General features: G+C 64.1%; 13 protein-coding genes. 9 read left to right on the forward strand and 4 right to left on the reverse strand.

All coding sequences use genetic code 11. The annotated features are described in order from the left end of the window. The coding region (locus ACIBHY_RS33280) for a TCP-1/cpn60 chaperonin family protein (protein ID WP_397308768.1) at positions 1–297 on the forward strand (297 nt) is incomplete at its 5' end. Next, the gene (locus ACIBHY_RS33285) at positions 297–1,325 is read left to right on the forward strand and encodes a hypothetical protein (RefSeq protein WP_397308769.1); all 1,029 of its coding nucleotides are present in this window, start codon (positions 297–299) and stop codon (positions 1,323–1,325) included. The genes ACIBHY_RS33280 and ACIBHY_RS33285, both read left to right, overlap by 1 nt. Before the next feature lie 50 nt (positions 1,326–1,375). On the opposite strand, the gene ACIBHY_RS33290 is transcribed toward ACIBHY_RS33285, so the two are convergent. Beyond that, positions 1,376–2,752 (reverse strand): MDR family MFS transporter, encoded by a 1,377-nt coding sequence (locus ACIBHY_RS33290; RefSeq protein ID WP_397308770.1) that lies wholly within the window; start codon positions 2,750–2,752, stop codon positions 1,376–1,378. A 478-nt stretch (positions 2,753–3,230) separates the two neighbouring features. On the opposite strand from ACIBHY_RS33290, the gene ACIBHY_RS33295 reads away from it, so the two are divergent. From ACIBHY_RS33295 to ACIBHY_RS33315, 5 genes are all read left to right on the forward strand, one after another. Then, positions 3,231–3,638, forward strand: a complete 408-nt coding sequence (locus ACIBHY_RS33295; protein WP_397252825.1) for a hypothetical protein — start codon at positions 3,231–3,233, stop codon at positions 3,636–3,638. A 32-nt stretch (positions 3,639–3,670) separates the two neighbouring features. Next, complete coding sequence (locus ACIBHY_RS33300; protein WP_397308771.1) at positions 3,671–4,780, forward strand: serine hydrolase domain-containing protein; 1,110 nt, start codon at positions 3,671–3,673, stop codon at positions 4,778–4,780. Positions 4,781–5,958: 1,178 nt separating this feature from the next. Next, positions 5,959–6,762: a TIGR04255 family protein gene (locus tag ACIBHY_RS33305; protein WP_397308905.1), complete on the forward strand. Its 804-nt coding sequence runs from the start codon at positions 5,959–5,961 to the stop codon at positions 6,760–6,762. A 19-nt stretch (positions 6,763–6,781) separates the two neighbouring features. After that, a complete protein-coding gene (locus ACIBHY_RS33310) occupies positions 6,782–7,444 on the forward strand; it encodes a hypothetical protein (RefSeq protein WP_397308772.1) in 663 nt (220 codons plus the stop codon). An 8-nt stretch (positions 7,445–7,452) separates the two neighbouring features. Continuing rightward, positions 7,453–8,298: a hypothetical protein gene (locus ACIBHY_RS33315; RefSeq protein ID WP_397308773.1), complete on the forward strand. Its 846-nt coding sequence runs from the start codon at positions 7,453–7,455 to the stop codon at positions 8,296–8,298. 479 nt (positions 8,299–8,777) lie between these two features. On the opposite strand, the gene ACIBHY_RS33320 is transcribed toward ACIBHY_RS33315, so the two are convergent. Both ACIBHY_RS33320 and ACIBHY_RS33325 read right to left on the reverse strand, forming a co-directional pair. After that, positions 8,778–9,320, reverse strand: coding sequence for a flavoprotein (locus ACIBHY_RS33320; RefSeq protein WP_397308774.1), 543 nt, complete (start codon positions 9,318–9,320; stop codon positions 8,778–8,780). Beyond that, positions 9,317–10,639: an XRE family transcriptional regulator gene (locus ACIBHY_RS33325; protein WP_397308775.1), complete on the reverse strand. Its 1,323-nt coding sequence runs from the start codon at positions 10,637–10,639 to the stop codon at positions 9,317–9,319. Before ACIBHY_RS33325 ends, ACIBHY_RS33320 begins: the two co-directional genes overlap by 4 nt. Before the next feature lie 347 nt (positions 10,640–10,986). Between ACIBHY_RS33325 and ACIBHY_RS33330 the strand changes: the two genes are divergently transcribed. Both ACIBHY_RS33330 and ACIBHY_RS33335 read left to right on the forward strand, forming a co-directional pair. Further along, positions 10,987–11,271, forward strand: coding sequence for a hypothetical protein (locus tag ACIBHY_RS33330; RefSeq protein WP_397308776.1), 285 nt, complete (start codon positions 10,987–10,989; stop codon positions 11,269–11,271). Positions 11,272–11,523: 252 nt separating this feature from the next. Next, positions 11,524–12,258 carry a GntR family transcriptional regulator gene (locus ACIBHY_RS33335; RefSeq protein WP_397308777.1) on the forward strand — a complete coding sequence of 245 codons (735 nt, stop codon included), beginning with the start codon at positions 11,524–11,526 and terminating at the stop codon, positions 12,256–12,258. Here the strand turns inward: ACIBHY_RS33335 and ACIBHY_RS33340 are convergent. Continuing rightward, positions 12,255–12,629: a hypothetical protein gene (locus tag ACIBHY_RS33340; protein WP_397308778.1), complete on the reverse strand. Its 375-nt coding sequence runs from the start codon at positions 12,627–12,629 to the stop codon at positions 12,255–12,257. The two genes, ACIBHY_RS33335 and ACIBHY_RS33340, sit on opposite strands and share 4 nt — an antisense overlap. Positions 12,630–12,740: the final 111 nt, after the last annotated feature.

Genomic DNA, 12,740 nt, shown 5'->3' on the forward strand with positions numbered 1-12,740 from the left:
ATCGTGAAGAAGGCGCTGGAGGAGCCGCTGAAGCAGATCGCGGTCAACGCCGGTCTCGAAGGCGGCGTCGTGGTCGAGCGCGTGCGCAACCTCACCCCCGGTGAGGGCCTCAACGCGGCGACCGGCGAGTACGTCAACATGTTCGACGCGGGCATCCTCGACCCGGCCAAGGTCACCCGCTCGGCGCTGCAGAACGCCGCCTCCATCGCGGCGCTGTTCCTGACCACCGAGGCCGTCATCGCCGAGAAGCCGGAGAAGAACCCGGCCACTCCGAGCGGCGGGGAGATGGATTTCTGATGCGCGCCTACGGAATCACCTACGACACCGGCTTCACCTCCGCCGGATCCACCACCCACGAACCCTTCGACCCCGGCATCGTCCGCCGGGAGATGCGGATCATCCACGATGATCTGGGCTGCGACGCCGTACGCATCACCGGAGGCGTCCAGGACCGCCTGGAAACCGCCGCCCAGCTCGCTGCGGAAGCGGGCCTGGAGATCTGGTACTCGCCGTTCACCAACGGCCTGACCCAGGACGAACTGCTGGCGTTCCTCCTGGACGCGGCCGAGCGAGCCGAACGCCTGCGCCGGGCAGGATCGCGCGTCGTCCTGCTCACCGGTTCCGAGATCAGCCTGTTCACCAGCGGTTTCCTGCCCGGCGACACTCTGGAGGAGCGCCTGGGCCTGTTCACCGACCCCGAGCGCATGCGCGCCGCCCTGCCCGCCCTGCACAGCGCCGTCAACGCCTTCTTCAAGGAGGCCGTGGCCGGCGTGCGTGAACGTTTCGGCGGCCAGGTCGGCTACGCCTCGCTCCCCTTCGAAGGGGTCGACTGGGCACCGTTCGACGTCATCGCCACCGATGCCGGATACCGCGACGCGACCACGCCGCCCGGCTGGCTGGAGGGCCTGCGGGCGCAGGTCGCGCAGGGCAAGCCGTTCGCCGTCACCGAGTTCGGCTGCGCCACCCACCGGGGAGCGGCCGCGCTGGGCGGCCGCGGCGACTCCATCGTCGAGTACGACGCGCACGCCCGCCCCCGCCTGCGCACCCAGGTCACCAGAGACGAGGACGAGCAGACGCGGTACGTGCTGGAACTCCTCACCATTTACGAGGAAGCGGGGGTGGACGCGGCGTTCGTCAACACATTCGCCAACCGGCACCTGCCCCACTCCGACGACCCGGAGCGCGACTTCGACGCCGCCTCCTTCGGTGTCGTCAAGATCCTGGAGTCCGGCCATACGGGCACCGTCTACCCAGGACTCCCCTGGGACCCCAAATCCGCCTTCCGCGCCCTGGCCGACTACGGACGCGTACGACATAGACCTTGAGACGCGAGTGAGGGCCCGCCCCTCACAGGCGGACCCTCACGGGGGTGTTGTTAGTGCTCGACCGGGTTGTCCGACCGGGCGGGCAGGATCAGGGCGGCGATGACCACGGCCAAGGACAGCACCGCGCCGATGATGAAGGCCAGTCGCATGCCGTCGAGGAGGGCGACGTTCTCCGCGATCCCTCCGGCCTTCAGCGAATCGGCCCGCGCGCTCATCACGGTGATCACGAGCGCGGTACCGATGGCCGCGGAGACCTGCTGCAGCGTGCTCAGGATCGAGCTGCCGTGGGAGTACAGATGCGAGGGAACCGCGCCGAGCCCGAGGGTGAACACCGGAGTGAACAGAGCCGCGAGGCTCACCATGAGCAGAGCGTGCAGCCCAAGAATCTGCCAGAACGGCATGGTCATGGTGACCTGAGTGAACCCGGCCAACGCCAGCGTGATCCCGATGGAGCCGGGAATGACCAGCACCCGCCCACCGAACTTGTCGAACAGCCGCCCGACCGTCGGACCGAGCAACCCCATGGCGAGACCACCGGGCATCACCAGGAGGCCGGTCTCCAGGGGGCTGAGCCCGCGGATGGTCTGCAAGTACAGCGGCAGCAGGATCATCGAGCCGAGCATCGACATGAAGGCGACCGACATCAGAATCAGCGCGACGGTGTACGTGCGGTGGCGCAGCGTACGCAGGTCCATCAGCGGCGTCCCGCGCTTCTGCAGCGAGATCTGACGAAGAACGAAGGCCCCGATCAGGAGCAGCCCGACGCCCACGATCGCGGCGGCCATCCCCGGGGAGCCGCCCTCGAACCGGCTGAGCCCGTAGACGAACCCGCCGAAACCGGCGGCGGCGGTCACCACACTCAGCCAGTCGATCGTGCTGAACTTCGGCTCCCCGACGTTCTTGAGCTGCTTCAGGCCGCCCCACGTGATCAGCGCCGCGATGGGAAGCACGACGATGAACAGCATCCGCCAGTTCCCGAACTGAAGAATCAGACCCGACACCGCCGGCCCCATGGCAGGCGCGACCGAGATGGCGAGGGAAAGATTCCCCATCACCCGGCCCCGGTCAGAAGCGGGCACGACCTGCATCAGCGTGGTCATGAGCAGCGGCATCATCACCGCGGTGCCGGACGCCTGGATGATCCGGGCACCCAGCAGCACCTCGAACGTCGGCGAGGCGGCGGCCAACGCGGTGCCGAGGAGGAACAAACCCATCGCCGTGGTGTACGCGCTGCGCGTGGACACGCGCTGCAGGAACCAACCGGTGATCGGGATAACCGCGGCCATGGTCAACATAAAGGCGGTCGAGAGCCATTGGGCGGTCTGCTCAGTGATGTGCAGAGCTTCCATGAGCTGCGGGATCGCATTGATCATGATCGTCTCATTGAGGATGACCACGAACGTGGCGAGCACCAGCAGCCGGATCACGGCCGGGGTACGACCTGCGACGACGCCGGTCGTGGGCTTGGCGGGTGAGTCGAGCTGTGGACTGGACACGGAACCTCGATCTGGATTGTCGGTTATGACGTGGTCACGGCTGGCATCCCAGCCTTGGGTCTCACAAGAAGTTGTGGTCATGCAAAGACTGACCGGCACCACCGACAAAACTCATCGCCCCCGCTCAACATTCCGGGAAGAGACATGAAATGTCACCCGGTTTTCACCCGAAAGACGATCATCAAATCACGCAGGTGAGCCCCCAATAGCCTTCTGACCAGCACGAACACGCGCCCAAGGCCCTCGTGATGCCACGCGGGCCTGTTTCCCGACGCCTGCGACCCCTTCGGCGCCGAGCCCGCGATGTCGTGTCAGCGGCCGCGTCAGGACGGCGACCACTCGGTATCAGGGCACTTGGCGATGCTTTGAAGCACCGCAAGAACGCACAGATCCGAAGGAGCACACCATCATGACTGTCACCCTCACCGACCAGGACAAGGCCACCCTGCGCACCGCCGCCTACGGAGCCGTCTCGCTGATCTCCGCCGCCGACGTCGCCGGCTCGCCCCACAAGGCCGCCACCCAGGGCTCCATCGCCCTGGCCTCCGCGACCGGCCTGATCGGGCACGTCCTCGCCGCGAAGAGCAAGGACATCAACATGACCGGCAAGACGGTCGCCGAACTGGCCGACCGGGTCCTGCCCGCCTTGACGGCAGCCGTCGCCCTGCTCAAGCAGCAGGATCCGGCCGAGGCGGCCAACTACCGCCACACCGTGATCGTCGCCGTCGAGGCGGCCGCCCGTACCCACGAGGGACAGCCCAGCCCCACCGTCGCCGACATGACCCGCAAGATCACCGAAGCCCTCGACGCCGCCTGACCTGACGCAACAGATTCCGAAGGAGCACCACCATGACCACCACCCACGAGACCCGCCCCGAACTGCAGAAGGCCATCCAGGAGTTCGTCGACGCAGGCCTGGCCGCCGGAGTGCAGCTGCGAGTGAACGACGAACAGGGAGAATGGGTCGGCAGCGCCGGCGTGAGCGAGCTCGGCCAGACCGCCAAGCCGGCGACGGACGGACTGTTCCGGATCGGCAGCACCACCAAGACCTTCACCGCGACCCTGGTCCTGCAACTGGTGGCCGAAGGCCGGACCACCCTGGACACCCCGGTGAACGACCACCTGCCCGAATACGGCCTGGACCCGCGGATCACCGTCCGGATGCTGCTGCAGCACACCAGCGGCGTGTTCAACTTTACCGGCGAGTACTACGAGGACGGGACCTTCGGGCCGGGCATCCCCGGACTGGGCAAGGAATGGGTGGAAGACAACCAGTTCCACACCTACAAGCCGGAAGAGCTGGTACGGCTGGCGCTGTCCAAGCCGGCCCGGTTCGAGCCGGGAACCGCCTGGAGCTACTCCAACACCAACTACGTGCTGGCCAGACTCCTGGTCGAGAAGATCACCGGCGGCACGTTCGCGGACGAGATGGAGGCCCGCATCCTGCGCCCGCTCGCCCTGTCAGGAACAGTCGTGCCGGAGTCCTCCCCGGACATCCCCGAGCCGCACGCCCACGGCTACTACCGCTACCAGGACGGCGAGGAGTGGAAGACCGCCGACACCACCAGCTTCAACCCCTCCTGGATCTCCGCCGCCGGTGACATGATCTCGACCACGAAGGACCTCCACACGTTCATCTCCGCCCTGAACTCCGGCCGCCTCCTCCCCGCCGCGCTCCTGACCGAGATGCGCAAGCCCGACCCCACCATCGGCTACGGCCTGGGGATCTTCGTGGAGAACACCGAGGAAGCCGGCACCCTCCTCCACCACAACGGCGGATTCTGGGGCTGGGCCGCGATCATGTACAGCACCCCCGACGGCAGCAAGACCATGACCGCCTCGGTGACCACCGGCGAAGCCGAGCTCGACATGGTCGCCCTGTCCGGGGCCTTCGAGAAGGTGAAGCAGCAGCTCGTCAAGGCGGTATTCGGTGACAAGCAGACCGAGCCCACCAAGTAACAGGACCGTCCACCGAACGCCGGCACCAGCGCCGTCGGCCAGAGCAGCCCTCTGCTCTGGCCGCACTGCTGTTGAGGAACATCTGGAGCTACGAGAAGCCCCCCGGGGACGTTCGTCGACCGGGGTGTCGGTGCGTGTACACGATGAGCCGGGGCAAGTGGACGGGTAGCGCCGGGGTACGCAAGCCGGGCCAGAGCGCGAAGCCGCTGGCCGAGACGCGCCAGCCGTACAGGCAGCTCACCCAAGGCCTCAGCCCGGACTACGGCAGCACAGCGGCGTTCCCCGCACAGCTCACCCGACAGCGGGACACCCCTGACCACCTCGGTGAACCACATGGACGACACGGCGGCGAAGTTCCACGAGTGCTTGGCAGGCCGGCTCAACCCAGTAGGTGGTCGGGTCTGATCCGAGGTCACAATCCCGCGGGCCGAACGTTCTCCGCAAGCGTCCCGCCAGGAAAGCACAAAGCCCTGGCCGCAAGATCGCACGACCAGGACTTCAAAGCCAACAGTGTGTGTCCGAGGGGCGAAGGGCACCGGTACCCAGTCTGCTGACCTGCAAGGACTTCTGGCGCACATGTCTTGCCAGGACTCCGCGCGCATATCGCTTGGCTGAAGCGCATGGCCGACGCACGCACAGACGTTCTCGCTGCGATGCTCGCTGGGCCGGGGCTGAGGCACGAAGTCCCGGACCTTCGATCGCCCCCGGCCACTACCACCGCTCCACCCACATCGGGCGATCGTGGGGGCGGTATCCGTGCGAAGTCGCTTCGAAGCACTGATCTCCTGCTTGCAAATCGGGCTGGCCTTCGAGATCTCCGGGGTGGCAGGCAACTCGCTACATGTAGCCGTGTTGCCTTTGACCACCGACGTATGTACCGAAGCCATCACCAAGAGGAGCGATTGCGCTACGCAATGTTGATCTCGCCTACAGTAGACGGACGAGCGAAAATCGGACTATTTGTGTAAATCTACTTATAAATGGACAAACTATTCATTCCTTCGCATTTGCATGTCGATCGCTGCAGCGTGATTGTCCACGTGTGACAGGTAGAGTGCAGGCATTTATGCAAACCCTACAGTCTAACTCCTGGCGAACGGTATCAGATTCAGTTACACTCCTGGTTACAGGTCTCAAAGTGGGCCATCCATCGCCAAGAACAGGAAGAGTTGGAGATCGTGACCACAAGAGAGGTCTACCCAAGCGCGCCCCTACGGCTTGTAGCACTTGAGCTAACGTTTCCGCTGACAACGCGCCTGCTCAGCCGCACACTGTGGGATCAACTTGAGGCGGCGGTGGCCGACGACCTCCCTGATGTTTCGGTGTTCACGAACGAACCGGAAATCGCGATACCGTCCGGACACCACGACCCAATCTTGCGGCGAATATCCGAAGATCGCAAGAGGGCTGTCACGCTCTATGCCGGAGCAGTCACTATCGAACTGGCGGACTATAAATCGTACGGTGACTTGGAAGAGTTGACCGAACGAACTCTTCGCGCGTTGCGCGAATCGCTCCCAAGCTCGTTATCTTACACGCGAGTCGGCCTTAGATATATAAACGAGATTCGAGCGAGTGCTGTCGGCATCTCCGACGATCAGTGGCATCTTCCCAAGGCTTGGATGCCGTATCTTAATGAGCAGCTTCTAAGTCAGGTCGATACACCTCCTGAGGGTTTGTGTGTGTTCGGGAACAGAAAGAGTGCATTCTTTCACTCGAAAACTGGCTCCGAATATATATCGATGCAGTACGGCATCACCTCCGAAGGCGTAGTGGACCCGAGTGACGTCCTGGTCCTTGATGGAACTTCCGGTCCGTGCTTTGTGCTAGATTTCGACGCGTCTCAATTTGGTTCGGCCAAAGAGCCCGTTGCCACTGAAGGAGAGACGGTTATGGAGACTATTGCGAGACTGCATAACCTCGTCGAAAGCACTTTCGAATGGTCTGTTACGGATCAATCGAGAGAGGTTTTCCGTGCCTGATCCTAAAGTACCCACACTCGTGGATCATCATCTGGTCCCGCCAGTACCGAGCGTCGGCTTTCGCGGTGCTGACACCAGGACTCGGATTAGCAATGCGGAGCGAACCGAACGCGATGCCGGCATGGGCAGACTTAGGGCCCTTGAGCATCACAACGATCGGGCCGCATGGCACGAGACAACGCTGCGCAGCCTTCTGCACCAGAACACCGACCAGAAGGCTCGAATGGGGCTCTCCGAACTCCTCGGAGAGCTGACGGCGGACTGGGGCCTGGGATGGAGCGGGATCGCCCACCTGGTAAACGTTAGCGTTCCGGCCATCCGTAAATGGAGGCTCGGGGGTGATGTTTCTCCGGCCCGCTTGAAGGCGCTTGCTCAGCTCGTGGCTTTTCTCCAGATGCTTCGAGATGAACACATCAGTGATCCTGCCTCATGGTTGAGCCTCTCCATGGAGGATTCTGTCTCCCTTGAAGAGATTCGCAAAACGGACATTTATGCCAGTGGTGGTGCGATAGCCCTTCTCTTGTACGCAAAGGGGTACATATCGCAAGCCGAACTACTCTCCTGCTCTTCCGCGGCGCGGTACAGTAAGTCCCAACACACCCGAGTTGTCCGAGCGCCTGATGGGCAACTTTCGATCATCTCCACCGGTGTGGAAGATTCTTCTGGTCGCCAAGAAGAGTAGGACGTCAGATGGCGGACCCGCTGGAGGCTCCGAGAAGCGCCGACGATCTTTATCTTAGTCGTTCCGCAGATCGCGATGGAGTGCCGGTTCACCGACCTATAGTTACGGGGGATGTGTTCGCCGACGTAGAAATACCTGGCGTTGAACGTGTGCCTGGCGATGACCAGCAGTTGGCCATGATTGTGTCTCACCCATGCTCTATGAGGCAAGGGGCGCGTCTCAACGACCACGTGCAGGTTATTCGAGTGGTGAGGCGGGAGCCCATCAGACTTGAGGAGTGGCCTAAGAGATACTACGACTTAATGCCTCTCCCCGATCTCACCGTGATCGTTGATCCGGATGACATCATGTCGGTTGATCCAGAGGCCGAGCTTGCTGTTCGAAGTGCCGAAGGAGCGCACGCAGGTTTCTTCGAGCTCCGTGGCCGTGTGGAGTCGCCCCAGCTCAAGGTACAGTCACGCATTGCCTGCTTGAGCGAGCACGGCGTTGGCCTTCTTCATCAGCGAATGACGCACCATGACACGAGACACTCTCCTAGGGTTGAGCAACTCGTGCAAACTTGTGCCGCAGTTTTTGCAGAAATCGAACTGTGGGAGCTGTGGAATGAGAGACTTATTCCTGGCGACGTTCTTGGGTGCTCGGACAAGTTGGCTGACGAGCTTGATCGAGTAGCGGTCATGTTCGATGAAGCGCTTTCGGCTAAACGGCCTATTGTGAATAAGAAGAATGGCTTCTACACCCTTCGTGGCGACTTAGGAATCAAGAAGGAAGAAGCCAAGGCGCGACGCGCCATCCATCGTATTCTCGAAGAGATCTCGAAAGGCTCAAAAAAAGAGGTTACGGAGGCCGGCTGACCTTTGGGCCTACAGCGCTGGGCGGCGTAGCCCGGAGAGGTGGCAGTGGCCAGAAGATTTGCCTGTACGCCGTCTAGCGATAGGTGTAGGCAGCGGTCGAGCATGTCTGGTCGTCGATTCGCCAGGACCCCACGACGGCAGCGCTATCGAGCGCTGGTCGAGGTCGCTAGCATGGTTGCTCAGGTCAGGGCATATAGCCGCCGCTACCAACCGTCCAAGTGCGATTGGCCCCAGGTCAACGAAGGCGTTTCCGATGGCGACTACATGCCCGCCGGGCAGGACGGAAGCCGCTATCTCAACCCGGTGACCAGCGAATAGCTGAAGATGTCATCGCCTTCCACGGTGAGGCGGTGTCGAATGCCGGTGTCGAGTAGAAGCGGCCCGAGCGCGGGCGTGCGCGAGAACGGCCCCCAGGCCGCACGCGCAGCGTGCGGCCGCGTACAGGGCCGCGTGGCGGCGCAGAGCGCCGCCCTTGATTCCTATGAGGTCAATTCGGCAAGTTCGCGGAGTGTTCGCTTCCACGGGTAGGTGTCGAAGCGGTCGCCGCCGGAGCCGGGAGGGTGGGGCTCGAACTGGCCGGGGCCGAAGAGGACGCGGATGCCTTCGGTTCGCAGGGTCTCGACGGCTTGCTGGAAGGCGATTCGCCCGGCTAGCGCGCTGTTGACGAACGGCAGGATGACGACGGGGATGCCGAGTCCGGGGGCTTCGGAGAGGACGCCTAGGGCGTAGGTGTCGGCGATGCCTTGGGCGAACTTGTTGATGGTGTTGTACGTGGCCGGCGCGACGATGATGGCGTCGGCTCTGGGGGACTTGGGTTCGTGGGGTTTGCGGTATTCGCTGCGGACGGGGCGGCCGGTCTGCTTTTCCAGGGCGGCGGTGTCGATGAAGGCGAGAGCCTGCGGGGTGGCGATGAGCTGGACGGTCCAGTCGTCGTCCTGGGCGAGGGTGACGAGGCGGCCGACGTGGGCGGCTGGTCCGGCGGCGCAGACGATGATGTAGAGGACCTTGCCGGGCTGGCTCACGCGTGGACTCCCAGGGATGCGGCGTACTCACGAGCTTCGCGCCGGACGCTGATCGGCGCCGTTGCCAGGATGTCACGGATGAGGCGGTGGGCTGCGGCTCGCCCGGTTACCTCTTCGGGGGCGATCTGCTCGGCTGCGCGCAGGACGTGGAGGGCTTGCTCGTGTTTGCCGCACTGGAGGAACGCGGTGGAGGTGTCCAGCAAGAGAGTCGCCTTGCGTTCGTTGATCGGCAACTGGTCGATCTGGACCTGGCGGGCGTAGTCGATGGCGGTGCCGGCGTCGCCGAGCCGGAGGGCGATGTTCACGCGGTGGCATAGCACGTTGTTGGGGCCGAACGCGGTCCACATGTGGTTGCCGTCGTGTCCGAGCCGGTCGCCGGCGTCCGCGGCTTCGTCCAGGAGTTCGGCGATGTTGTGGCGTTCGCCGCTGTGCGCGGCGGCGATGGAGCCGCGCAGGAGCAGTGACCCGTAGATGGACAGCTCGTCGTCGGTGGGGTCGTGCATGTCGGCTTGCATGCGTACGGCTGCCGCCCTGGTCGCGTCGGTGGCTGCTCGGTGGTGCCCGCCGTCCATGAGGGCGTGGGTGATGATCCGCGAGCTTGATCCGATCATGAGGGGGCTGTGGCTGGCGTAGGCGGCTTGGACGCTGCGGTCGGCAGCGAGCCACGCGAGGCCCTTGTCCTCCTGTTTCAGCAGGATAGAGGCGGCGACGTGGTGGGCCTCGGCCGACAGGACGTAGGCGCGCAGTTGGTCATCGCCGGTGAGCCGGGTGCAGGCGGCGCGTGCCGTACGCAGGAGTCCGGGTAGGGCGGCCGTGACCTGTGCGTAGCGGCATGCCTGGTAGTTCTGCTTCGCGGCGACCACGGCGGCTGACAACGCGCCGAGGTCGATCGGGCCATCGGCAGGTGCGGCGTAGTCCACGAGCGCGCTGGCGAGGGGTTCGAGGTCGGTGCCGACCTTGGGCGGGTCCTCGACCGTGCCCACAACGGCGCTGAAGAGCGCGGCCCCGGTCAAGCCCACGAATTCACGTCGTCGCACGTCGCCCTCCTCCACGTGGGTGATCTTCGGCCCGCGCCGGTTGGGGACGAACCCGAGGTCTTCGGGGCTCTTGCCGGTGACGTCGGTGATGGCCAGTCGGTACGGCTCGCGCGGCCACCTGACCTCCCCGATCTCCCAGCGCCTGACCCGTTCCTCGTCGCAGGTCAGGTGGTGTCGGAGGCCGTTCTTGCTGAGGTTGATGCTCTGCGCGAAGTCGGCTCGGGAGAGTTTCTCCGCTTCACGCCATCTCCGGAGGAGGACATTGGGCGTCGCCTCAGCCATTCAGAGGACCTGCTTTCCGACGGGGATCGAAAAGGGGGCTAAGAGGGGGGTCTCTTAGGTGGTCTCGGATCGCGGAATTGCCGGTGGACTGGCCATCAAGCAACAACGTTACGTCAAGCGGCCTCCCGCCACAGGGTGCGCCGGACAAACAAGGAGTTGGCGACGGTGATCCGGCCAGACGAGACGAGCGAGACATCCCCCTGTCCCTCATGTCGGGGGCTCGGGGTCAAGCTGCGCACCTCGCGTCGTGCGCTGTTCGTGGCGCACGACGGTTCGGATCAACGGATGGACAGGGAGCGGGAGTGTCTCGACTGCCTCGGAGAAGGCCGGGTCGAAGGGAGCGGAAGATGAACATGAACGCGGCCGGCCTGGCGGCCGACGTCCTGAACTGGGATGTGGAGCAGAAGCTCTTGCGTCTGGGCTTGCAGCTCGACGCGATCGGCATCGATTCGAACTTGCGGGACAACAACTCCCTGCTGCTCGTGTGGCGGAGTGGGCCGGGGTTGCCGGTGGCGGTGACCGTGGCGGGGCAGGGCGCGTACTACTCGTGGCAGGAGTCGGTGATGCGGCATCCGGCCGACGATGCGACGGGCGCGGCTGCGGCTCTGGCCAAGTACATCGCGGGCGCCTGAAGGCCGGCGCGGCGAGGCGGATGAGCCCTACCAGGAGGGACGGGTCTCAGCTGGGTCACGTTGCCTGCCTCGTCGCGCCTTTCACTGCCCCGGTAGACAGGAAGATGGTGCTTCCCCCGTGGCCCAACCCGTAGCGAGGGGGCCTGTCTGCCGGGGTTCTTCTCGTTCCAAACGTGCCGCGACGTAGACAGGCGTGTCGCGGGAGAGTTACTCTCCAACTTGGTAAAACAACCTGTTGGGTGTAGGACGGTCATGATGCCTCTTGAGTCCGTGCCGCCGAAGTATGCGCAGCTTGTGCAGACTCTCAAGCGGCGTATTGAGTCCGGCGACTACCCGCCCGGGTCGCTTCTTCCCAGTGAGCACCAGCTCATTCAGGAGTTCGGTGTCTCGCGGCCTACTGTCGTTGCCGCGTTGCGGGTGTTGCGGGAGGACGGCTGGATTGAGTCTCAGCAGGGCAAGGGGCGTTTCGTGCGTGGCCGGCCCGCGATGGCCTTGGTTGAGCGGTCTCGTCCTGGTCAGGCTTACCTGGTGACGCCTGAGACCGAGTCCTCTGGCGAGGTGGTTGAGGTCGGGGCGGTAGCCGTACCCAATCGAGTGGCGGCGCTCCTGGAGTTGGAGCCCAAGAGCAAGGCGTTCCTGCGGCGGCGTGTGGTCGCGCGCGACGGTGAGCCTTCTGAGGTCGTCTCGGTGTGGATGGCGCCCGAGCTGTCGCAGGGCACCGACCTGACCAGCACGGAGCCTCTTCCCCAAGGGCTGCGGGAACACCTACAGGCGCGTAAGGGTGTGCGCTTCGATCACGTGATGGAGCAGATCACGGCCCGCATGCCCACGGTCAGTGAAATGAAGCAGCTCGGCATGCCGAAGAACGTGCCGTTGCTGGCCGTGTTCGGGGCCGTTCGGGATGCCTCGGGGCAATCGCTGCTCGTGGTGGAAGTGCTGCTTCCCGCTGATCGGCACGAGCTGGAAGACGCCTATCCGATCGGCTAGCAGCCTGGCACGCCCACCGCCTTGTCCGGCGGGGCTGTGCAGATGAGCGGTTCCGGCTGGCGGACGGGTTGGGGCCGCTCCTTGGGTATCAGCCAGAACGCGATCACGGCGAGCAGAGCACAGATCACGCCGTAGACCCATGCGCCGGCCTTGTGGCTGTGTGATGCGGCCACGATGAAACCCAATGCTGGGGCTCCGAACCCGAGAAGCAGCGTCGCCCAGAATAAGACGATCGCCAGGCTCCCGTTCGCTGGTTGGACGCCGGGTAGGGCGAACCCCGTTTGGAACGTCGCGATCGCCAAGAGGGGCGTGCCGGCGACCCAGGTGATGGTGATGGCCGTTAGGGCGCCTCCGCCTCGTTGCTGGTTCATGATCTTGTTGATGCTGTCAACGGCTACGGAGTTCGCGGGCTATCCAAACCGTTAGATCGTCGTCACCCTTCACTTAGGCACTTGACCTACCAAGTTGAACGACCTAATCTC

Source organism: Nonomuraea sp. NPDC050547 (assembly GCF_044457345.1).
In the GTDB taxonomy this organism is placed as follows: Bacteria; Actinomycetota; Actinomycetes; order Streptosporangiales; family Streptosporangiaceae; genus Nonomuraea.

Bases quoted from the DNA above. Each gene is read 5' to 3' on its own strand.
- ACIBHY_RS33300 (WP_397308771.1), top strand. From the start codon at position 3,671: ATGACCACCACCCACGAGACCCGCCCCGAACTGCAGAAGGCCATCCAG.
- ACIBHY_RS33340 (WP_397308778.1), bottom strand. From the start codon at position 12,629: ATGAACCAGCAACGAGGCGGAGGCGCCCTAACGGCCATCACCATCACC.
- ACIBHY_RS33335 (WP_397308777.1), top strand. From the start codon at position 11,524: ATGATGCCTCTTGAGTCCGTGCCGCCGAAGTATGCGCAGCTTGTGCAG.
- ACIBHY_RS33330 (WP_397308776.1), top strand. From the start codon at position 10,987: ATGAACATGAACGCGGCCGGCCTGGCGGCCGACGTCCTGAACTGGGAT.
- ACIBHY_RS33285 (WP_397308769.1), top strand. From the start codon at position 297: ATGCGCGCCTACGGAATCACCTACGACACCGGCTTCACCTCCGCCGGA.
- ACIBHY_RS33295 (WP_397252825.1), top strand. From the start codon at position 3,231: ATGACTGTCACCCTCACCGACCAGGACAAGGCCACCCTGCGCACCGCC.
- ACIBHY_RS33315 (WP_397308773.1), top strand. From the start codon at position 7,453: ATGGCGGACCCGCTGGAGGCTCCGAGAAGCGCCGACGATCTTTATCTT.
- ACIBHY_RS33325 (WP_397308775.1), bottom strand. From the start codon at position 10,639: ATGGCTGAGGCGACGCCCAATGTCCTCCTCCGGAGATGGCGTGAAGCG.